The sequence below is a fragment of the Bacillus sp. RC252 genome, from assembly GCF_044909215.1.
GTDB classification, from domain to species: Bacteria; Bacillota; Bacilli; order Bacillales; family Bacillaceae_G; genus Bacillus_A; species Bacillus_A mycoides.
Window position 1 is genome coordinate 14,457 of record NZ_JBIYDV010000015.1, and the last position, 22,536, is coordinate 36,992.

At 35.6% G+C, this 22,536-nt stretch carries 19 protein-coding genes and 1 pseudogene; 14 read left to right on the forward strand and 6 right to left on the reverse strand.

Annotated elements, in window-relative coordinates:
• Positions 1-16: 16 nt before the first annotated feature.
• Genes ABH960_RS20280 through ABH960_RS20295 form a run of 4 tightly spaced genes read left to right on the forward strand, consistent with a single transcriptional unit; the run spans position 17 to position 9,169 of the window.
• A complete protein-coding gene (locus ABH960_RS20280; RefSeq protein WP_404447923.1) occupies positions 17-3,448 on the forward strand; it encodes a phage tail tape measure protein in 3,432 nt (1,143 codons plus the stop codon).
• Positions 3,441-4,127, forward strand: coding sequence for a phage tail protein (locus ABH960_RS20285; RefSeq protein WP_404447925.1), 687 nt, complete (start codon positions 3,441-3,443; stop codon positions 4,125-4,127). The genes ABH960_RS20280 and ABH960_RS20285 overlap by 8 nt, the downstream gene beginning before the upstream one ends.
• Positions 4,124-6,733 carry a phage tail spike protein gene (locus ABH960_RS20290; RefSeq protein ID WP_404447927.1) on the forward strand — a complete coding sequence of 870 codons (2,610 nt, stop codon included), beginning with the start codon at positions 4,124-4,126 and terminating at the stop codon, positions 6,731-6,733. Before ABH960_RS20285 ends, ABH960_RS20290 begins: the two co-directional genes overlap by 4 nt.
• A 3-nt stretch (positions 6,734-6,736) precedes the next feature.
• On the forward strand, positions 6,737-9,169 hold the full coding sequence (locus ABH960_RS20295; RefSeq protein ID WP_404447930.1) for a BppU family phage baseplate upper protein: 2,433 nt from the start codon (positions 6,737-6,739) through the stop codon (positions 9,167-9,169).
• 9 nt (positions 9,170-9,178) lie between these two features.
• Here ABH960_RS20295 and ABH960_RS20300 read toward each other — a convergent pair whose 3' ends face one another.
• Complete coding sequence (locus ABH960_RS20300) at positions 9,179-9,685, reverse strand: serine O-acetyltransferase (protein WP_404447933.1); 507 nt, start codon at positions 9,683-9,685, stop codon at positions 9,179-9,181.
• A 144-nt stretch (positions 9,686-9,829) separates the two neighbouring features.
• Between ABH960_RS20300 and ABH960_RS20305 the strand changes: the two genes are divergently transcribed.
• From ABH960_RS20305 to ABH960_RS20315, 3 genes are read left to right on the forward strand one after another with little or no spacing between them, the layout of a single operon-like run.
• Positions 9,830-10,063, forward strand: a complete 234-nt coding sequence (locus tag ABH960_RS20305; protein WP_328019999.1) for a hemolysin XhlA family protein — start codon at positions 9,830-9,832, stop codon at positions 10,061-10,063.
• A 3-nt stretch (positions 10,064-10,066) separates the two neighbouring features.
• Positions 10,067-10,291: a hypothetical protein gene (locus ABH960_RS20310; RefSeq protein WP_001131591.1), complete on the forward strand. Its 225-nt coding sequence runs from the start codon at positions 10,067-10,069 to the stop codon at positions 10,289-10,291.
• Positions 10,291-11,127 carry a GH25 family lysozyme gene (locus ABH960_RS20315; RefSeq protein ID WP_404447937.1) on the forward strand — a complete coding sequence of 279 codons (837 nt, stop codon included), beginning with the start codon at positions 10,291-10,293 and terminating at the stop codon, positions 11,125-11,127. Before ABH960_RS20310 ends, ABH960_RS20315 begins: the two co-directional genes overlap by 1 nt.
• Before the next feature lie 357 nt (positions 11,128-11,484).
• On the opposite strand, the gene ABH960_RS20320 is transcribed toward ABH960_RS20315, so the two are convergent.
• The 5 genes from ABH960_RS20320 to ABH960_RS20340 all read right to left on the reverse strand — a co-directional run bounded on the left by ABH960_RS20320 (position 11,485) and on the right by ABH960_RS20340 (position 15,368).
• Positions 11,485-11,808, reverse strand: a complete 324-nt coding sequence (locus ABH960_RS20320) for a hypothetical protein (RefSeq protein ID WP_404447940.1) — start codon at positions 11,806-11,808, stop codon at positions 11,485-11,487.
• Between the two features lie 172 nt (positions 11,809-11,980).
• Positions 11,981-12,844 (reverse strand): hypothetical protein, encoded by an 864-nt coding sequence (locus ABH960_RS20325; RefSeq protein WP_404447943.1) that lies wholly within the window; start codon positions 12,842-12,844, stop codon positions 11,981-11,983.
• Positions 12,845-12,906: 62 nt separating this feature from the next.
• Positions 12,907-13,767 (reverse strand): hypothetical protein, encoded by an 861-nt coding sequence (locus ABH960_RS20330; protein WP_212590290.1) that lies wholly within the window; start codon positions 13,765-13,767, stop codon positions 12,907-12,909.
• Between the two features lie 54 nt (positions 13,768-13,821).
• Positions 13,822-14,316 carry a hypothetical protein gene (locus ABH960_RS20335; RefSeq protein ID WP_400518398.1) on the reverse strand — a complete coding sequence of 165 codons (495 nt, stop codon included), beginning with the start codon at positions 14,314-14,316 and terminating at the stop codon, positions 13,822-13,824.
• 128 nt (positions 14,317-14,444) lie between these two features.
• Entirely contained in the window at positions 14,445-15,368 is a 924-nt protein-coding gene (locus ABH960_RS20340) for a hypothetical protein (protein ID WP_404447947.1), read from the reverse strand.
• A 281-nt stretch (positions 15,369-15,649) separates the two neighbouring features.
• On the opposite strand from ABH960_RS20340, the pseudogene spoVFB reads away from it, so the two are divergent.
• From spoVFB to ABH960_RS20375, 7 genes and pseudogenes are all read left to right on the forward strand, one after another.
• A pseudogene (spoVFB, locus tag ABH960_RS20345) lies at positions 15,650-15,838 on the forward strand (dipicolinate synthase subunit B); the annotation flags it as partial.
• Between the two features lie 149 nt (positions 15,839-15,987).
• On the forward strand, positions 15,988-17,034 hold the full coding sequence (gene asd, locus ABH960_RS20350; protein WP_002014577.1) for an aspartate-semialdehyde dehydrogenase: 1,047 nt from the start codon (positions 15,988-15,990) through the stop codon (positions 17,032-17,034).
• A gap of 23 nt (positions 17,035-17,057) precedes the next feature.
• Positions 17,058-18,290, forward strand: a complete 1,233-nt coding sequence (gene dapG, locus ABH960_RS20355) for an aspartate kinase (RefSeq protein ID WP_404447951.1) — start codon at positions 17,058-17,060, stop codon at positions 18,288-18,290.
• 11 nt (positions 18,291-18,301) lie between these two features.
• A complete protein-coding gene (dapA, locus tag ABH960_RS20360) occupies positions 18,302-19,180 on the forward strand; it encodes a 4-hydroxy-tetrahydrodipicolinate synthase (protein WP_002014579.1) in 879 nt (292 codons plus the stop codon).
• 608 nt (positions 19,181-19,788) lie between these two features.
• A complete protein-coding gene (locus ABH960_RS20365) occupies positions 19,789-21,459 on the forward strand; it encodes a ribonuclease J (protein ID WP_404447954.1) in 1,671 nt (556 codons plus the stop codon).
• 102 nt (positions 21,460-21,561) lie between these two features.
• Positions 21,562-22,311, forward strand: coding sequence for a translocation-enhancing protein TepA (gene tepA, locus ABH960_RS20370; RefSeq protein ID WP_113936839.1), 750 nt, complete (start codon positions 21,562-21,564; stop codon positions 22,309-22,311).
• Positions 22,308-22,511, forward strand: coding sequence for a YlzJ-like family protein (locus ABH960_RS20375; RefSeq protein ID WP_002088064.1), 204 nt, complete (start codon positions 22,308-22,310; stop codon positions 22,509-22,511). Before tepA ends, ABH960_RS20375 begins: the two co-directional genes overlap by 4 nt.
• Positions 22,512-22,536: the final 25 nt, after the last annotated feature.

The following is a 22,536-nucleotide window of genomic DNA, read 5'->3' on the forward strand; positions in this document are numbered from 1 at the left end:
AGGGGAGTGAAAAATAGTGGCCGGACCTTCAAAAGAAACCGTAATAAAGTTTAAGGCTGACACCGCCGAATATAAAAATAAGATAGAGCAAATGAATACGTCTAATAAAGCGTTAAAGCAAGATTTAAAACTATTGCAGACGGAAATGAAGTTAACTGGAACAAATACGGAGAAATTAGCAACTTCATTATCTAGTTTGGAAAAACAATATGAACTAGCCAAAAAGAAGACTAAAGAAACTGCCGACCAACTCGAACGCACAAAAAAAGTGTGGGGAGAAAATTCTATAGAAACACAAAAGGCAGTTGCTGAATTACAACGTGCACAAATTGCCGAAGCCGAACTTTCTAATAAAATAAAAACAACTACCGAATCATTAAAACAAGCTAAGCAAGCGGAAGCGGAACGGAATAGTGAATCTGCGAAGTCAAAGCAAAAATTAAATGAATTACAACGTGCCGAATCTCTATTGGTTACAGAAACTAATAAATTGAAATCAGCTTTAGAAGAGGAACGTGTCGCGTTAGGTGATAGCATCTCTGAATCTGAAAAATTAGGCGTAAAACAAAGGCACTTACAACAACAACTAGAAATGAGTGCGCGATCAGTTGAAAATCTCGAACAACAATTAGAAGCTGCAAAAAGCGCATATGGAAAAAATTCAGCAGAAGTTAACAAATTAGAAACCAAGTTAAATGAAGCTAGAACCGCTGAAATGCATTTAAAAAATGAAGTCGAACAAACGAGTACATCATTAAGAGAACAGGCAAATATAGCCGAAAAAACAGGTAATAAATTAAAAGAAGTTGGCAATAAGACAAAGGAAATCGGTTCTAATTTAACAAGCACTGTAACTCCTGCTGTAGCCGGTGTAATGGGTATTACGGCTAAATGGGCATCTGATTTCGATTCATCGCAACGTCAAATTCAAGCAGCTTTAGGCTTAACAGCTAAAGGCGCTGAAAACATGGGTGGAATCGCGAAAGATGTTTTTTCTAAAGGTTGGGGCGAAAGTTTAGACGAGGTTAACAAAGCTGTAATTAGAGTGTATCAGAATATGGAAGATGTTCCTCATGAAGACTTACAAGCTGTTACAGAAGATGTTCTTGCTTTATCTAAAACGTTTGATGTTGATTTGAACGAAACAACTCGCGGCGCTTCACAATTAATAAAACAATACGGCATGACCGGTGAAGAAGCGATGGACTTCATTGCTACCGGTATGCAAAACGGATTAGATGTATCAAACGAATTCACTGACAACCTAGCCGAATACGTGCCGTTATATAAGCAAGCGGGCTTTGCCTCTGATCAGATGTTAACAATTCTAAAAAATGGGACTCGTGATGGCGCCTACAATCTCGACTATGTAAACGACCTAGTTAAGGAATATGGAGTTCGTATTCAAGATGGTTCAAAAACTACTTCTGATGCGATGGGGCAAATGTCACAAAGTACCCAAGACATGTGGGAAGAGTTTAAGAAGGGTGAGCGCCCGGCGGCTGATGTTTTCTATAAGATCATTAATGAGTTAAAAGGCATGGACGATCAAGTAACAGCTACGCAACTAGGTGTTTCACTATTCGGGGTTCATTTCGAGGATTTAGGAAATGAAGTTGTTTACAGTATGGGCGATGCTACTAACGCCTTAGGGGAAACAGCTGGCACGATGGATAAACTAAAAAAAGTCCAAGAGGAATCATTTGGGCAACGCGCACAAAAGTTATACCGTGAATTTAAAATCGCATTAGAACCTATAGGTAAAGTTTTCTTAGAACTAGCTGAACAAGTATTACCAATTGTGGAGAAAGCTATTAAAACGATGTCTGAAGCGTTTTCTAATCTTTCACCTGAAACACAAAAAACAATAGGTGTTATAGCGGCTCTCGCTGTAGTTCTCGGACCAATACTCATGTTGTTAGGTCCGATAATAACAACTATAGGAGGTCTTGTGACGTCTTTAGGAGGTTTAGGTACAGCGTTAGGATTGACCACAGCAAGTGTTGGAGCTGCCGGAGTCGCTACAGGAGGTTTAGGCGCGGCGTTAGGGGCGGCGGCGCTAGCTATAGCCCCTTGGTTAGTTGGAGCGGCAGCGATTGGAGCAGCTGGATACGGGATATACAAAGCTTTAAACGAAGAGGCTATACCGGCTGTAGATTTATTCAAAGATCGCGTAAATATAGCGGCAGACGGAACAGTACAGAGTGTGGATAAAATATCCGAAAGTACTAAGAAAGTCGTTGGCTCTTACATGGAGATGTCTCAACAAGCCGGAACTACTGCCTTGGAAATGTTCGCGCAACAACAAGTGATCACGGATGAAAATCTTCCTGTTATTATTCAAAAATATGAAGATATGAAAAATCAAGTTGTTGGTAAATTCGAAGAAAAGAAGAACGCTGAAATTCAAAAAACACAAGAAGCTTTCGCGGGAATGAAAACAATAACTGCGGAAGAACAAGCTAATATATCAAAGATGTATACAGATCATTACGAAATGGAAAAAGCGAAAACTCAAGTTGCTAACGATAAAATTGTAGAAATTTGGAATAGAGCGAAAGAAGAAAAACGCGCTTTGACAGCTGACGAAAACAAACAAATCCAAGGATTACGCGAAGTCGCTGACCAACAGGCTATATCGGCGCTATCTAAAAACAAAACGGAACAAGAAGTTATTATGAACAATCTAAAGAATAGCAAAGAGAGAGTTACCGCTGAAATGTTGAGTGACGCTGTTACAAAGATGGAAAAAGAAAAGAATGAAGTTATTGATAAAGCAAAAAAAACTCGAGATGACAGAGTCCGAGCGGCTGAAGAAATGAAACGAGAATTAGGAAGCGCTGCCGAAGGAACAGCGAACAAAATGATTGACGAAGCTAACAAAGAATATAGAGAAGTTAAAAGCAAAGCCGAAGCAACAAAAAGAGAAGGTATAGATAAATTAAAAAATTCTTATAAAGACTTAGAAGATCAAGTGGATACGAGTTCAGGAAAAATTCTTAGCGCTTGGGATAAAGTGAAAAGATGGTGGAATAGTTGGAGTATCCTTCCGAAAACGATGACAGTAGAGAAAAAAGAAGTTGGACCTGCGAGTTTCGGGATAGGTACAGCTTCAGCTTCTTCGCGTAGTTTAGCCGCACCGCGATCTTTAGTCCCAGAAACCGTGAGTCGTTTTAGTATGTTCAGTAGCGAAGATATCAGCCCTTTGTATAGTCCTGGTATACTCCAAGGTCTTCCTGAACTAGCAGGAACAACTCTTTCAACATCTTATTCAACAAGAGAGAAAGAACAGAAACCTCAACCACAAGAAATTAAAAACGAAGTCACTTTCCACACTGTTGTTAAAAATGATAGAGATTTAGACAGAACGTTTGAAAAAGCAGACGAATGGTTCGCTAAGAGAGGACAAGCGTTAAATATCGGTAAAGGAGGTTCTACACGTGCATGATATCCGGATAAACGATAAATTAGGGCGGAACTACCATCTTTGCATGGTAGACCGTCCTAAAATACCGACTGCTAAAAAGAAGATTGAATTTATTGAAGTTGACGGGAGAGAAAATGGGGCGTTAACAAAAGATAAAGGTTACGAAGATGTTGATTTTACAGTTGAGTTTAATTTACTCGAAGATGAAAATATCAAACCTTTATTAAGAAAAATAAAAGCGTGGATAATGAATGCTAAGGTTGTTTCATTTACTGACGACTATGTTTATAGAAAGATAAAGTCAGTTGAAATTGGAGATATAGATAACGAAATAGAGGAATACGGAAAGTTTCAAGTTACATTTAAAGCTGATCCATATGAGTACGCTATTGAACAGCCAATTACAATAACAAATCCCGTTACGATTATGAATCAAGGCACATTACATTCTTTACCGAAATTAACGATTTACGGAACAGGAAATATAACAATACAGATTAACGGTATTTCTTTCCAAGTAAAAGACGTTAATCCGTTTGTTATTGTTGATTCTGATTTAATGGAATGTTACTACAATACAACTCCTATGAATGACAAAATGATTGGGAAGTTCCCTACATTTAAAGAAGGAGAAAATACAATATCGTGGACGGGGAGTGTATCTAAAATCGATATAGAAACAAGGTGGCGATACATTTGATTACACTTTATAAGCCTAACGAAACAAACTTTACTCACAACGGTATAGGCATTCTTGATAATAATATTTATGAAGCTGAAATTGAGGAAATTTTAAACGGAGTTTATACACTAAGTTTTAAATATCCTCTTTTTTCTCCACACGGATTAGATATCATTGGGCAGTCATTAATTAAAGCGCCAACACCAGATGGGGATCAATTGTTCCGTGTAGCAAATCCGCATCCAACTGATGGTGAAGTACAAGTGTTTTGTTATCACATTTTCTATGATTTAGTAGATAACTTTATCGAGGATACAAACATCGTTGGTAAATCAGGTATGGGTGCTTTAGATCAAGTTAAAGGCGCTCTACAATATCCAACTATTTTTGATTTTTATAGCGATATTGAGAACATTGCGAACGCACGATTAGTTAGAAAAAACCCTGTAGAATTTTTATTGGATAACGGACAGGATAACTCATTCTTAAATCGTTGGGGCGGCGAATTACTACGCGACAATTTCAACGTTCGAATGTTAGCTAGACGCGGTAGGGATCGTGGTGTTGTAATCCAACATAAAAAGGATTTAATAGGATACGAAGCTGATATTGATTGGCAATCAGTAATTACAAAGATAATGCCACAAGGTGCAAATGAACTACTATTACCAGAAAAGTATGTTACTAGTCCACTGGTTAATAAGTATGTGAATCCTAAAATTAGAAAAATTGAGTTCCCGGAAGTTAAAGCAAAGCAAGGAGACGCTATAAACGATGATGATGCTTTACCATTGCCGGAAGCTTTAAATAAATTACGTGGACTTGCATTAGGGATGTTCAACAGTCAACATGTGGATCAACCACCGGCGACTTATAAAGTTAAATTCCAGGAGTTATCTCAAACGGAAGAATATAAAGATTTAGCTGTATTGCAACGTGTTTATATGGGCGATACAGTAACCGTTCAACATTTAGATGAAGGTATCGACATTAAAGCGAAAGTTGTATCTTACAAATACGATCCATTGAACGAAGAATATATTGATGTCACATTAGGAAACTATAAAGAGTCATTCACGGATGTTTCTAACAAAATAGATAGAATGCAAGATAATCTAAACGGTTTAGAAACTAGTTTTTTAGAAAAAGCAAAAGAACGCGCTACAGATTTAATTAATAGCGGGTTCGGTGGTTATGTTCGTGTCTATCCAGAAAGAATCCTAATCATGGATACAGATAAAGAATCGACAGCTAGAAAAGTATGGCAATGGAATATTAATGGTTTAGGTTATTCTAAAACTGGCATTAACGGACCATACGGACTAGCAATGACAATGGACGGTTCGATTGTAGCTGATTTTATAACGACAGGTAAATTAAATGCATCAATGGTTCAAACTGGTTTCAATGAATTTGGAAGCATCATCAAATTATTACCGGAGGGTTTAGAATCACGCGTTAATGGAAAAAGACGAATGCAATTAGATAATGTGGGAAGGCTTAATATATTTGATAATAATGAAACTATGATAGGTTTTCTCGGTTATCAAGGTAAGGCGAATAATCCGTCAATGAAAGGTGTATCTGTCGCGATACGTCCGAATAGATTTTTAAGTCTATCCGTTTACAATGAAGATACAGATTTCTATAATCCATATTTTGAAATTGTAGATAACCCTAATTTGTATGGTATGGCAGGGAATCACTTGTGGAAAGATTTAATGTTTAATAGGACAAAAGCTGTTTTTAATGATAGCGGCGACGGTGTAGCCCGTAATTTTATTCAAGAATTAACGTATATAGATAACACCAAAAGATTGGCGTTAATTTTTGATCAAGGCATCGACTTCGCGCGATTGAATGGAGACGCCAAAATAACTGTATCGGGTATTAGAGATGATTACTCTTATTCTCACGGTAGATTTTACGCTAATGGCGGCGTCGCACTTGATGGAATGGGAACAAACATCGTTAATAATGGTATTTTTAAAACAACTGGTTCTTCATTAGCAATAAGTAGCGCAACAAAAGTTATGTTAGCTTATACGGTTAACGGGAGTTTTTATGAAGTTTTCAGTGTAGCCGCTAAAAATAACTTAGATGCATTCGGTGAGTTGAACATGCATAACTGGTCGATTGTTAATACTTCTTTGAATAGAACTGTAGTTAATAACAATATAGATCAACCGGTGACTTTCGCTAGATCACTGTCATTAGCAAAAGTTAATGCAACTAAGAATATGTCTAGTGTAATGAGCTCTTCCGAAACTTTTACCCACATTGGAGAAGATGCAACTACGGATGGACAAGTTAAGATTGACTTGCCTATTTTCTTCCAAAACGAAACAAGCGATTATCATGTTTTTATTAGCAAATACGGTCGTGGTGACATCTGGGTTTCTGAACGTAATGCAAAATATTTCATTGTGGAAAGCGATAATGATATTTCATTCTCTTATGAAATTAAGATTGTAAAAGAAGAAGAATTATCAATACGACCTATGTTAGCTCGATCTGTAAAAAGAAGATCGAGTATCTTTGACATGGCTGGTGATATGCCAGAAGAAGTAACTGTGGACAATGAAATTAAAATTGATGAATCTGAGTACAAAGGAGTGGAATAGGTTATGAAAACCAGATTAATCCTTGATATCAACAAAACACAATACGCACAATTAAACTCCCTTGTCACTGGAAGGGTAGGTGATAAAGCTAGCAATACCGTTGATGTATATGTTGTTGACGGTTTTATTCCATATAATTTAACTGGAAGTGACGTATATTTCGAATGTGCTAAACCTGACAATACTTCCGTTAGAGATAAGAACGGAATCACTATGATAGATGCAGCTAAAGGGCATTTCGAATACACATTCCCAACACAAACTTTTGCATCTGTGGGGAAATCTAAACAAGCGTATTTCACTGTGGAGAAGAATGCAACTATAAAAGCTACAACTCAAGACTTTATTATTATTTCGTTACCAGATGCTTTAACTAATAGAATTCCATCTAAAACTTATATTTCTCAATTAGATCAATTAATTAAACAGTTAGAACAAATGCAATTAGATGTGTTGAATAGTGAAGCGTATAAAGAAGCTCATGACGCAAAGGAATTCGCTGAACAAGCTAAAATGATTTCCGAAAGTGTACAAGAACAATTGAATCAAATTGTTATAAATGGTTCGATTGATCCAGAGACAAAGCAAGCTAGAGTGGACGCTGAAGGAAAAGTTCACCCTAATTTAAAAGCGCGCATTGATTCTGATAGTGTGAAACTTGAATCTTTGATAAAAAAAACTGATTTTGAAATTTCGATAGAACAATACTCTCATCATGCGATAAGAGACAATGGAGGTAAAATCATTGATTGGCAACCGGCAATCATGAAAGCTATATCTGATTCCCCTGAAGGGACAACTATTAAGTTTTCGGGGAAAGATTATAATATTGCGCAAAATATAAATGTAGGTAATAAAAGTTTGTATCTAAAAGGGACTGGTAAAAAAACAAGATTTGTTTTGAATTCTACAGCTTTAACTGAGCCACTTTTAAAAATAGGATACACTTCGAATGAAGGGAATAAAGTACCATTAACAGCAAACGCTAATAAAGGGGACGATACTATAACAGTATCTTCTACTACAAACATTAGAACGGGTGACTATTTATTAATAGTATCAGATGAACCTTTCTCTGCTGCTCCTGACAAGGCTAACAGGTACAAGGGAGAGATTTTAAGAGTTCGAAGTACAACTACTACGACGATAGAATTCTATTCTAGGTTACAAGATAACTATAACTCGGCAACAGGTGGTGGTTATAAGAAGATTTCAATTGTTGATGGATTTTGTATTGAAAAAATATCTTTCTATAATCCTAATCCAAATCAAACGCTCACTCCTTTTTTATCAGTAAATAATACAGCTAATGTTGTAATCAGAGATATTCATATGAAAAACGGCGACGAATACGGTTGTGGCTTTAATAACGTTGTCGGTGGGGTAATTGACAACTTAGTTTGTGAGGACTTCATCAACAATGAAACAAGCTTACGGTATGGTTATGGTATAAATATTTTCCGTGCTACACAAAACATTTCTGTTTCAAATTGTCATTTTAAGCGTTGCAGACATGGTTTTACTGTTGATAATGAAGTGAATAATTACGGAGTTCCTAGACATATTGTTGTATCTAATTGCACAAGTGTAGATGGTTCGCAAGCTAACTTTGATACACATCAATGTGGTGAATTTATTACCTTCGTGAATTGTTCAGTTCAAGGAGCGAAAGTTGGATCTGATCCTTATGGAGGGACTTATAAAGATTCAATCGGTTTCCAAATACGATCCCAAAACACCAGATTAATTGGTTGTGAAGTAAATGGATCTGATGATGGAATATGGATAGATACTTTTGCAAATGGAATAAATATTAATAATTGTAGAATAGTCGATGTAAAAGGTGTAGGAATATATATAAAAGAGAATTTCACATCCAGTAACGGAAATGTAAAAGATGTAGTAATTCAAGGAACGACGATAATAAATTCCGGTGATCATGGAATACTTGTAAACGCAAGTTCTAAGAATATCACCATACAAGGTTGTTTCTTGGATGGTGCTAGTAAGGTATCATCTGGTAAACATGGTATTTACGTAGGTTCAAATGTAAATGTTGTTCGAATCAGTAATAACATTATAGTAGATACGTCTGCTACTCCTACCACTAGATACGGCATATATTTAGCTAGTGGTGCTACTAATTGTTATGTATTAATGAATTACATTAATAACATGGTAACTGGTCGTGTGCAGAATTTAGGGACAAGTAATTTCATCACCGAACTAGATAACAATGGTAATCTAGTTACTCCTAACATCTTTATAAACGGATACCTACAATTAGGTAAAGTAGCATCATTACCAGCGGCATCATCAATATATCGTGGATATAAAGTGAGAGTTGAAGGTGGTTCTGGTGTTGCAGACAAAGAATATATATGTATGAAAACAGCTGCAGATACTTATATTTGGGTACAAGCGACAACGGGATAATGAATATAACTATATAATATTTTTTAATATATTCCTTGCTGGGTTACCTACAGAAGTAGCGTTTTCTGGAACGTTTTTTAGTACCACGGCATTCGCACCAATTTTAGATTTGTCACCTATTTCAATATTACCGATTACTTTTGCACCTGAACAAATAACAACACCGTTACCTATTTTGGGTGGAGTATTGCCTTTCGTGTGTACAGACCCAATCGTTACTTGATGAAAAATAGTTACGTTTTCACCAATTATTGCATCAGGATGAATTATAATACCATTGATGCAATGTGGCAGTTTAAGTCCTTTGCCGATTTTACATTTAGCCGGAAGTTCTCCACTGCCAATAATTCGGACGAATATGGTATCAGATATCAAATAAAAAAACCATAGTATTTGACGGACAAGAGGAATTTTAACTTTATAGAATGTCCAATTTCCAAAACGATATGTAATTAATACTAATAGCGTGATTGGATTTCTATTATTCCTTTGAATATCAGTTATTAAATTTGACATGTGTACCCCCCAATATAATTAAATTAGTTATATTTTAATATATAGTAGTGTGAAAAGGTAATGTTTTTCTTAAAAAATGTGGATTTTACAATAAAACGAAGCGTGCTTATAGCATGCTTTTTTATTTTGAAAGGAGATGAACCGATGCAAGAAATTCAAGATTTAAAGCAAGAGATCCTCCAAATTAAGTCAGATCAAAAAGATATAAAGAATGACATTCGAAACTTAGAGTCTCGTACTTTGGGGAATGAAAAGGACATCATCAACATTAATAAACAGTTAGATAAAATCAGTGCCAATACTACATGGATTCTCCGAATCATCATTGGTGCGATTGTAACAGCACTAATTGGATTGTTATTGAAAGGAGGTGTATAAGATATGCCACTTACAAAAGAAAATATTCTAAAACGTTTGCGCAACTGGAAAACATGGGTTGCGCTCTTTTCATGCTTTGGACTGATTTTATCAGTGTTCGGAGTAACTGGATTTGAAGGTAATTTAGAAAAAGTACAGCAAGCTGTTTATTTATTTGGTATTGCGCTAGGTATTTGGACTAGTCATGGAGACGTTACTGATCAAAATGAAAAAGGAGATGTTGAATAATGGGACAAATTATCGATATTTCGAAATGGAATGCAGGTTCAATAAAATGGGATGTAATCGGTCCACAATTAGATTTATGTATTTGCCGTGTGCAATACGGTTCTAATATGATAGATCAATATTATAATGGATATGTAAAAGAATTAGAAAAACGAAATATCCCCCACGCCGCTTATGCATATGGTTGTTTTGTAAGTGTAAATGATGCGATCAAAGAAGCAGATGATTTTATGGCTCGTGTTAGTCCTAATGCTAAATTCTTAGTTTTAGATACTGAAGACGATACATTGAAATCATGTGGAGAGCAAAAGATAGCGGAAGCATCACAAGCCTTCATTAATCGTTGTAAGTCTAAAGGGTGGAAAGTTGGTTTTTATGTAAGTCACCACATGTACAATAAATACGGATTAAACAATGTAAAAGCTGATTTCCTTTGGATTCCGCGATATGGCGGGCCGAAACCTGCTTACAAATGTGATATTTGGCAATACGCAGACGGAGAAACAGGCGGATGGCTTGATGGAATTGGAAAGGTTGATTTAAATTCTTTAGTTGGTGATAAACCTTTATCTTGGTTTATCGGAAATGAGCAACCCGTTTCTAATGGCGGATATCAATATGTTAAATCTGGTGAATTCGGTACTAACTTAATTGAAGAAGCTATCCAAGCGATGAACGAAAGAGGAACAAAGGGGAAAGTGGTTGTTAATCCATTAACAGGTCTTGCTCATATTGAAACAGAGGTTTTACCTAATCCAGAATTAGACAAGATTACCTGGTGGATGGATACTAGACCTGGTGGTAAATGGTGGTATGAATATATTAAAGTGAATTAATCATTTTTTTAACAAAAGAATAGTTTTATGAACAAAAATTATTATCTGGTTCTATATGTAGATAATTATATATTGATTTTCATCTTTACAGATGTTAGTGTAAAGGTACCGTTTCTTATTTATCTATGAACCAGTATCTGTAGAACGAATAGATTAATTTGAAAAAAATCCCCTTTTGCACCTATATGCAGAAGGGGATTTTTGTTTTTATGAGATTTAAAATTTACTTTTAGATAATGCCTTTAATATAGGATTTATAATTTTAATCAACAAACGAAATGCGTTAAATATTGAACGAACGACCTTCATAAAGTTAGAGTTCTTTTTCATTTGGTATGTACCGTCCTTTAAATCTGATTATAGATCAGATATTTTTCTAACTTCTTTTTCCTTCGCTTTAAATTCCTTTTTATATTGCTTGAAATCTTGTTTATCCACTTTGAATTTTTCGCCAGTAGCAACATTCTTCACTAAGTATGTTTTAGTTATTGAGAAATAATAAATTAAAAATAATATACAAGATATTGAAAAAGTGGGGATGCCTAAGATTAATGCAATAATAAACAACGTTATATCTAATCCCGTAAACATGCGTTGCAAGACAATCCTCTTTCCAGCAATAGCTTCTGATTGCTGTAATTGTTGCATACGTTGTAAGGATGCGACTGTATCATAACTCATGAAATAACCTGATTGTTATATCGTTAGCTTACTTGATTAATATTCTTTGTCCACTTTTCGTAACTCTGACTGTGTAAGTCCATATGTCTCTGTTGTACAACCTGCTAACAACATAACAGGTAATGCTAAAGCTAACATTTTACGTTTTATTGTCACATAACCCTTTGAATACTTAGTTTTGTGCGTCTTTTATTTCATTTAACGTTAAAGCCATTGTATCTAAATACTCCATCATAGCATCTAAGTTTGCTTGGGCTTTTTCAGTATCATTTTCATTAAAAGCGATAAACGCTTGGTCTACTACCTGTTTGATTATTTTTGCATCGTCTCTTAACTGCACTTTGAAGTAATCGTAATCCTTAGGAGGTTCTATACTTGCTAACCTATCCATTCTTCCGCTGACTACACTTAATTGTCCCTTTAACTCTGATTTATTTGTTTGCATCGTTTTGTCTTTTTCAAGTAGTGATTTACTAGATTTTACTGCTGTTACTAACTCATTAGAAGTCTCCTCTACCTCTTCTTGATACTGTTCCAAAGGTGAATAGTGTCTAGACTCGTTATTTAACTTCTTATCTATATACGCTCGTTCTTCAGCTAGTGTTCTACCTCCTCCAATTACAGCTTCTTTTACTACTTCTTTGTTAGGTTCTTCTACCTTGTTTGATTTATCATCACTTGCTCGTTCTTCAGCTAATGTTCTATTTGCCTTTTCTTCTTCACTTGCTACCTTTTTAGTTTCTTCTTTAACTTCTTCTTTGACCTTTTTATCTTTATCTTTCATTTCTGACTCTGTTTCTTTTAGTGCTTTATCTAGTTCTTCATCCACAGTCTTCATGAAATCTTCTTCTCGTAGCTTTACTGTCTCCGATTCCTTCTTATCCTTTGACTCTGCATCTTTTAGGTTGTCAGTCTTTTTATAATCTTCAACTTTTACATTATCAGTTTTCTTCTCTTCAGCATTATCTTTAGAACATCCTACTCCTGCTACTAATATAAGCGGAAATGCTAAATATATTAGTTTCTTTGCTTTCATAATTCAAACCCCTTTAATATTAATAGTGTTATTATTTAGTTCAAACATACAAGTAGAGCCTTTTATTTCTTTGGTGTATAGTTAATTGATCCGTCTGTTGTACTTGATGTACCTTTTCCAAATGAATTATGATCCTGCTTAATAACATCTTGTTTGTTCTTAATTGCTTCTTTCAATGCATTAGGATCCTTATCGTTCATATCGGCAAAGAACGGTTGCCATGTATACATACCGCTATCTATCCCATCTAATGCATCTTCTACTTCGTCTTTTACTTTCTTTTTATCATTTCTAGGGTCTTCATACTTCTTAAAAGCTTTCTCTACCTTAGGTAAATAGTCTCTTATAGTTTCTATACCTTCTTTGATAATGTATTCATAGTCTGTATACTTTTTAGGTATTTCAACTCTTTCTAAACTATCTAATTGATTATGAATTTTTATGATAGTGTCCTTCGGTTCACCTTCATATCTAGCTATTGAGAATGCATCAGACTCTTTCTTTAAAGTTCGTATTGAATATTTAAGGTCTATTAATAAATCGAACATATAGTCAGGAAATTCTGTTGAAGATATAGGTATCGTATGCTTTTTGTTAGTCTTATCATTACCTGACTTAGTTTCTTTCGCACTAGAATTTTCTTTTTCCTTATCTACCTCTGTCTTGCTTTCTGATTTCTTATCAGACTTTTTCCCGCTTCTTTGTTCTTCTTCATATTCCAATTTTGCTAATGCACCTCTAAGTTGCCTTTCTATTTCTTCGTCTTTATAATGCATTCTTTTCATATCTTCTATCATTTTATCTGCTTTAAACTCTTTGTCTACTTTTCGAAATTCTGCTTGTGTAAGTCCGTATGTTTCTGTTGTACAAGCTGATAATAACATGATAGGTAAAGCTAACGTTACGATTCTCTTTGCTTTCATTTTTACATTACCCCTTAGTCAGTTGAATGATTATATATATAATTACAAGTTACTCTAATACAACTTCTTTATAGCTTTCATATACATGTCTGACCCTTGATTTATTAAGCTGAAACCATCATTAACCTCAGATTTATTCATATTATCTAGGTAAACGTATACGTCTTCTATCCCGTCACGCATAATTTTCAACGAACGTAAAATAAGTTCATGGATATCTTTTTGCCCATCACCAGGTGTTAGAGCATTGAATTTGTTTGTTACGTTTGCTACATTAGCTAATGCGTCTCTGAAACGCTGTTTTGATGTACTTAGCGTACTATCTTCATTAATTATCTTAGACATTTCACCCATAGAGGTTTCTAACTCTTTAGTTAAATCCATAACTTCAGTCTTATAAGCTTTTGCTGCTGGGCTTTCTTTAGCAGTTTCTTGTTTGTCTGATGCATCTAGAGATGTACTATCTTTTAAATGGTCTTTAGATACCTCACAACCTCCACTTACAAGCATGAGTGCAAGTGCGAGATATACTAGTTTCATTGCTTTCATTTTAGTGTATTCTCCTTGTGATATTATTTGTTTCTCTAGTGAGGGCTCTCTTCATTACTTAAGCCAACTCATGTAAGGTGTCTACTTTTGATAATGTCAATTCAACACCTTCACGCATAGTTTCCATTTTATGGATTAATATTACCTAAAGCGATAACCGCAGAAATATATTCTTCATTTAATCCTTTTCGAATTATAGCCATACATGTCCCAGACTCATCACCTAAGAATGCTGTTTCAGGAACGCTATTTTTCAATATTTCACTAGTGAATGTAATGATTTCTCTTTCTGGATCTTGAGTATCTGTATAACGCTCTTTCTCTATAGCATCGACTGGAAGTATATTTTTCACTTCTGTCATGACATCGGATAATGAGCGGCTTTGTTTTCCTGATTGGGAAAATTGAAGGGTGATATTATTTGCTCTACCTTCTAAAAACATTGCTAAAATATAATCGTTTGCAAATCTAGCGATTGAAGCGGACCCTTTATTTGAACCGTATTCTTTTACAAAGTTTTCTTCTGTATCACCTAGACCAGCTTTAACAGAAATTTTATTTGATTGTGTGGCTGGTAATTGTTTATCTTTATCTGGTGTAGATTCTTTCTTTTCTTTTTGTTGTTTCTCTTTTTCTTCAGCTTCTTTTTCAGCTTTCTGGTATGCTTCATCCTGTTTGCTTTTTTCTTCAGCTGCCTTTTTCTCTTCTTTAGCTTGTTCTTCTTTTTCCTGTGCTTTTTTCTCTTGCTCGTTAGCTTTCTTCTCTTTTTCCTTTTCAACTTTTTCTTTTTCTTGGTTTTCTTTTAATACTTTTTCTTCAGCTCTTTTTTTATCAATTGCAACTCGTTCTTCTGGAGTTATCGACTTGCTAGCAAACAAACTTGCTAAAATAAACGAAATGAATAATACCGGCAAGAAAATTAATATAACTCGACCTCTTGTTTTTGTGTTGCCAAAACGAACGACCTTTCCTGGTTTGATCAGACCTATAATTAGTGCAATTACCGATAGTATTGACGCTAATAAAAACAAAAACATTAATGCAGTAAACAAATAAAAACCTCCTTATATATGTAAATCAAAATATAATTATAACAGGAATAAATGGTTGGGTTACATAATTATTGTAAAAAATCTAATGTATACTTTCTTAAGCTCGCATAAACCCACATTCAAAAAACTTGTCCATCAAGCTACTTACAATCCCTTTGGATGAGTTATTGTATTAATGAAGAGCCTGATAGACATGTATGGAAATGAAAATAAATTTACAGTCTGCGAAATGGATATATAATAGAAGAAAAAAGAAATATTTATATTGTCATCACCCTGTTGGCGTCAACCTAATGCGCCTAATGGCTACAAAAGACATCTACTTCGTACCATTCGGCCAAGATGCACCAGAGAAAAAACCGAACTCAATGGTAGCTCGTATGGAGTTACTTGAAGATACAGTATTAGAAGCGCTACAAGGAAAACAATTACAACCTGTTGTTGTAGAAAAATTCAGATATATGAGTTAAAAAACGAAAAAAACGTACGATTTTTGTTGAAACCATCATTCTTACTGTAGAATATGATAAAATTAACGTTATTAAGATTAGAGGGGGCATTGTAAGCTCCTTCTAATTCTAAGTTATAGAAGGATTGGTATCTAGAAAGGGGCATAGTGATGGAAAAGCAAAAAACTTTTCATGTCGCTGTAGTTGGAGCAACCGGCGCAGTTGGTGAACAAATGTTAAATACTTTAGAGAAACGAGAATTTCCAATTGGGAAGTTAACGTTACTTTCATCTAAACGATCTGCAGGTAAGAAACTTGTATTTAAAGGCGAAGAATTTACAGTTCAAGAGGCAACTCCTGAAAGTTTTGAAGGAGTAGATATTGCACTATTTAGTGCAGGTGGATCTGTATCGAAACAATTAGCGCCAGAAGCAGCAAAGCGCGGTGCAATTGTTGTTGATAATACAAGTGCATTCCGTATGACAGAAAACGTGCCACTTGTTGTACCTGAAGTAAATGAAAATGATTTAAAAGAACATAATGGTATTATTGCAAATCCAAACTGTTCTACAATTCAAATGGTAGTAGCTCTTGAGCCAGTTCGCCAGCAATATGGTTTAAAACGAGTAATCGTTTCCACATATCAAGCTGTATCAGGTGCTGGTGCGGCAGCTATTGAAGAACTTCATGAACAATCACAAGCAATCTTAAATGGCGAAGAAGTAAAGGCGAATGTTTTACCTGTATCAGGTGACGAAAAGCATTTCCAAATCGCTTTTAATGCTATTCCACAGATTGATAAATTCCAAGATAATGGATTTACATTCGAAGAAATGAAAATGATTAATGAAACGAAAAAAATTATGCATATGCCTGAATTAGAAGTAGCTGCGACATGTGTACGTTTACCAGTTGTATCGGGTCATTCCGAGTCTGTGTACATTGAAGTAGATAAAGAAGGCGTAACAGTAGAAGAAATGAAAAACTTACTTGCAAATGCAGAAGGTATTGTACTGCAAGATAATCCAGCAGAGCAGTTATATCCAATGCCAGCTACTGCAGTAGGTAAAAATGAAGTATTCGTTGGAAGAATCCGTAAAGATTTAAATAATGATAAAGGATTCCACCTTTGGGTCGTATCTGATAACTTATTAAAAGGCGCTGCATGGAATTCTGTTCAAATTGCAGAGCGCTTAGTAAAATTACAATTAGTGTAAACGGCTAAGAGAAGGTGCAAAATATGAAAATTATTGTTCAAAAATTTGGTGGTACATCAGTACGTGATGACAATGGGCGCAAGCATGCGCTTCACCATATAAAAAAATCGTTAGCTGCTGGTTATAAAGTAGTTACTGTCGTATCAGCAATGGGCCGTAAAGGTGAACCGTATGCAACTGATACGTTATTAAGTCTTGTAAATCAAGAGGAATCTAATATTTCTAAACGTGAGCAAGATTTATTATTATCATGCGGAGAATTAATCTCAGCAATTGTTTTCTCTAACATGTTGAATGAGAATGGTATAAAAGCAGCAGCATTAAATGGTGCGCAAGCTGGTTTTGTAACGAATAATGACTTTACGAATGCTAAGATTATTGAAATGAATTGCGATCGTATACATGAAGAGTTACAAAATGTAGATGTTATCGTCGTGACGGGATTCCAAGGTCAAACGAAAAATGGAGATACGACAACACTTGGACGCGGAGGTAGTGATACCTCAGCTTCAGCATTAGGTGTTGCGCTTCATGCTGAATATATCGATATCTTCACAGATGTTGAAGGTGTTATGACTGCGGATCCTCGTATCGTAAAAGATGCACGTCATCTTCAAACTGTAACATATAACGAGATTTGTAACATGGCTTATCAGGGTGCGAAGGTTGTTCATCCGCGTGCGGTTGAAATTGCGATGCATGCAAAAGTACCACTTCGTGTACGTTCTACGTATTCGGATAGTGAAGGTACGCTTATTGCGGCATATGATGGTGCTACAAAAGGGCAGGATGTAGAAGAACGTCCTGTTACAGGGATTGCCCATGTGTCAAACGTAACGCAAATTAAGGTGCTTGCAAAAGAAACTGCATATGATTTACAACAACACGTGTTTAAAGAAATGGCTAATGAAGGGATTAGTGTGGACTTAATTAACATTTCTCCTACCGGTGTAGCTTACACAGTAAAGGATAGTGTATCAGCGCGTGCGGTTGAGGTTTTAAAGCAACTTGGATATGATCCAGTTGTGACAGAGCATTGTGCGAAGGTTTCTATCGTTGGTGCTGGAATGGCAGGTATTCCAGGGGTTACAGCGAAAATTGTCACAGCTTTAGCGGGAAAAGGTATTCAAATTCTGCAATCAGCAGATAGTCATACGACAATTTGGGTTCTTGTAAAAGAAGCCGATTTAGTGGAGGCTGTGAATGCATTACATAGTGCATTTGAGCTTTCAAAAGAAAAGCAACTGGAACAATAAGGAGTGAGATCATGATAGATTTTGGGACAATTGCAACCGCGATGGTAACACCGTTTGATAAAAATGGTAATATCGATTTTGCAAAGACAACGAAATTGGTAAATTATTTAATTGATAACGGTACAACAGCAATCGTGGTAGGAGGGACGACTGGAGAATCTCCTACATTAACATCAGAAGAAAAAGTAGCGTTATATCGCCATGTCGTATCTGTTGTCGATAAAAGGGTGCCCGTCATCGCTGGAACAGGTAGCAATAATACGCATGCTTCTGTTGATTTAACAAAAAAGGCAACTGAAGTTGGTGTTGATGCAGTTATGCTAGTGGCACCGTATTATAATAAACCGAGTCAAGAAGGGATGTACCAGCACTTTAAAACAATCGCTGAAAGCACTCCGCTTCCGGTAATGCTATATAATGTTCCAGGACGATCTATTGTACAAATCTCCGTTGATACAGTTGTTCGTTTATCAGAAATCGAAAACATTGTTGCGATTAAAGATGCAGGCGGCGATGTATTAACAATGACAGAAATCATTGAAAAAACAGCGGACGACTTTGCAGTATACAGCGGTGATGATGGTTTAACATTACCAGCTATGGCAATTGGAGCAAAAGGTATTGTTTCTGTAGCATCTCATGTTATCGGGAATGAAATGCAAGAAATGATTGCTGCATTCCAAGCTGGAGAGTTCAAAAAAGCGCAGAAATTACATCAATTACTAGTAAAAGTAACGGATGCACTATTTATGGCGCCGAGCCCAACACCAGTAAAAACAGCATTACAAATGGTGGGATTAGATGTAGGTTCTGTACGTTTGCCACTTCTTCCATTAACGGAAGAAGAAAGAATAACGTTACAATCCGTAATGCAATCTATTCCTCGTTAATAAAAATGACCTAGTGTGAAACTAGGTCATTTTTATTTTGACTAACTATATGTAAGTGATGAAAATTAGCTATAGTTAATAGGCTGTAATAAGAAGGGGATGGCAGGGGGGAGAATTAGTAAGAAACTGATTACAGAGATAAGATTTTTTTAGTGAATATCGTTTCATGTTTATGTAAAGAATTTACATGAATATTTTTCCATCAAACTCTTATTACGTAGGGAAAATAGTAAAACCGATATGAATTTTGCCCTCTTAAATTATAATCTCATTTTAGTGTCTTCTCTTGTCTTTCGTATAATTTAACTTGTGTTCTATTTCTTGTATCAGTTATAATATGGCTAAGTAGCTTAGTACGGGTATGCTTAGCAAAATTGGTAAAAATTACGATTTAATGAAATTTTCATATCATATCGAATAAGATATTTGATTTATATAATGAAAGAGAGGTGAAACCTGGTTTAAAAAATTAACAAGGACATGATATCGCATAACGGTAAGGACATTCGTCTTGGACGGTGAATATATGGTGGTTGTAGAGTTTCCCCTGGTGTCTCTGCAATTTTAGTGAAATCAGTGTTTGCAAGATTTTTAAACCAGGCAACAACATGAAGAGAAAAGAGAATGAGTCTGTTAAAGTATTTGCTCTTGGCGGAGTAGGTGAAATCGGTAAAAACATGTACTGTGTTGAAATTGATTCTGAAATCTTTATTGTAGATGCAGGATTGATGTTCCCGGGAGATGAAATGTTTGGGATTGATATTGTTATTCCTGACATTACATATTTAGTAGAAAATCAAGAGCGAGTAAAAGGACTATTTATTACCCATGGTCATGAAGATCATATTGGTGGAATTGTTTATGTGCTTCGTAAATTATCTATTCCAGTATATGCGACGAAATTAACGGTAGGACTTATACAAGAAAAGCTTGGCGAAGCAGGAATGTTAGGCCGTGTAGACTTAAAAACAATTGACTCGAATTCAACAGTAGAGTTTAATTCAACAACTGTGTCATTCTTCGGAACGACACATAGTATTCCGGATTCTGTGGGTGTTTGTTTCCATACATCAAAAGGTGCTGTAGTATATACAGGAGACTTTAAATTTGATCAAACTCCAATCGGAAATAGTGGAGCAGATCTTGGGAAAATGGCGCAAATTGGAAATGAAGGCGTACTTTGCTTGTTATCTGATAGTACAAACGCTGAACGTCCTGGTTATACAGGTTCGGAAAAAGAAGTTGGTATAGAGATTTCTAAAGTATTCTATAGTTCAGAAGGGCGTATTATTGTTGCTTCATTTGCCTCCAATGTACATCGTATTCAACAAGTGTTTGATGCAGCTGCTGAAACTGGAAGGAAAGTAGCGGTAGTAGGACGTAGCATGGTGAAAGTGGTAGATATTGCAAGACGTCTTGGTTATTTAGATGTTCCAGAAGGTATGGTTATTTCATTACAAGAAATAGACAATTTCCCGGAAAAAAAGGTAGCTATCTTAACGACTGGTAGTCAAGGGGAACCGATGGCAGCCCTTTCTAGAATGGCGAAGCAAGCTCATAAACAAATTTCAATTCGTAAAGGTGATACTGTTATTATTGCAGCTTCTCCAATTCCAGGGAATGAAATATCTGTATCAAAAATTATTGACTTGTTATTTAGATCTGGTGCTGAGGTTATTTATTACGGTGAAAGAAAAGTTCACGTTTCAGGTCATGGTAGCCAAGAAGAATTAAAGCTGATGATAAATTTAATGAAGCCGAAGTATTTTGTACCCGTACATGGTGAGTTCCGTATGCAAAAAGCACATGCGTATTTAGCGGAAGATGTAGGTATTAAGAGAGAAAATATCTTTATCGTAGAAAAAGGCGATGTAATTGCTTTTGGTGACGATGAAGCAAAATTAGCTGGTAAAGTGCAAGCTGGTAATGTTTTAATTGATGGATTAGGTGTAGGTGACGTCGGTAACATCGTTCTTCGAGATAGAAAGATGTTATCTCAAGATGGAATTTTAGTTGTTGTTGTAACACTAGGTAAGGATGAAAAGAAAATAATCTCTGGTCCAGAAATTATTTCACGCGGCTTTGTATATGTTCGTGAATCAGAAGCATTAATCGAACGATCCACAGATATTGTACGTATGATTGTTGAACAATCAATTAAAGAATATACAATTGAATGGTCTATGTTGAAACAAAATATTCGTGAATTATTAGGGCAGTTCTTGTACGAAGAAACGAAGAGAAAGCCAATGATTTTACCGATTATTATGGAAGTATAAAGAAGGTCACCTTTACAGGTGATCTTTTTCTTTTTTAACCCTATCGAATGAAATTCATAACTTAAGAAATAATAGTTATATACGAGTGAAAGGGGATGCGATATGACAGAACGTGATCGTTATACAAATGAAGAAAAAGAAGCTGAGCCGAAAGAAGTTCCAAAAGAGGCTTCTATAGTGGAGAAAATTCAGCAACTTGGACAGACAAATGTACCACAAATGAATGAATCGCGTATTCATTGCTTAACAATTGTTGGGCAGGTGGAAGGTCATATTCAGTTGCCACCACAAAATAAAACAACAAAATATGAACACATCATTCCGCAAATTGTCGCGATTGAACAAAATCCAAAAATTGAAGGCTTACTGTTAATATTAAATACAGTTGGGGGTGACGTTGAAGCTGGATTAGCGATTTCTGAAATGGTGGCTTCGCTTTCAAAGCCAACTGTATCTCTTGTTTTAGGAGGAGGGCATTCAATCGGTGTACCGATTGCGGTCTCAACTGATTATTCATTTATTGCCGAAACAGCGACGATGACAATTCATCCGATTCGTTTAACAGGTCTTGTTATAGGTGTGCCACAAACATTTGAGTATTTGGATAAAATGCAAGAAAGAGTCATTCGATTTGTGACAAAGCATTCGAAAGTAACGGAAGATCGTTTTAAAGAGCTTATGTTTGCAAAAGGGAATTTGACGCGAGATATTGGGACGAATGTAATAGGTGGAGATGCAGTGAAGTATGGTCTTATAGATGGTGTCGGTGGTATTGGTAGCGCACTTCGAAAATTAAACGAATTAATTGATGAACACAAGGATAATAGTACAGAAGGGACAATGCTACAATGATTTTATATACAATTATGCCAGAGCAACTTGTGTATCCGGCCGATTATTCACAATGCGAAAGCCAAAAAGTTGTGAATATAAATGGCGTGGAATTAGTGGTTTCTGAGGAGGATAATCAATGTTACTCTATTGTACGTGTATTAAGTACGAATCCGTCTCACTACCTAGAGTTTGAGCCTGGACAGAAAATTACCTTTTAGCAAAAAGAAGGATTTTGTTTAGGAG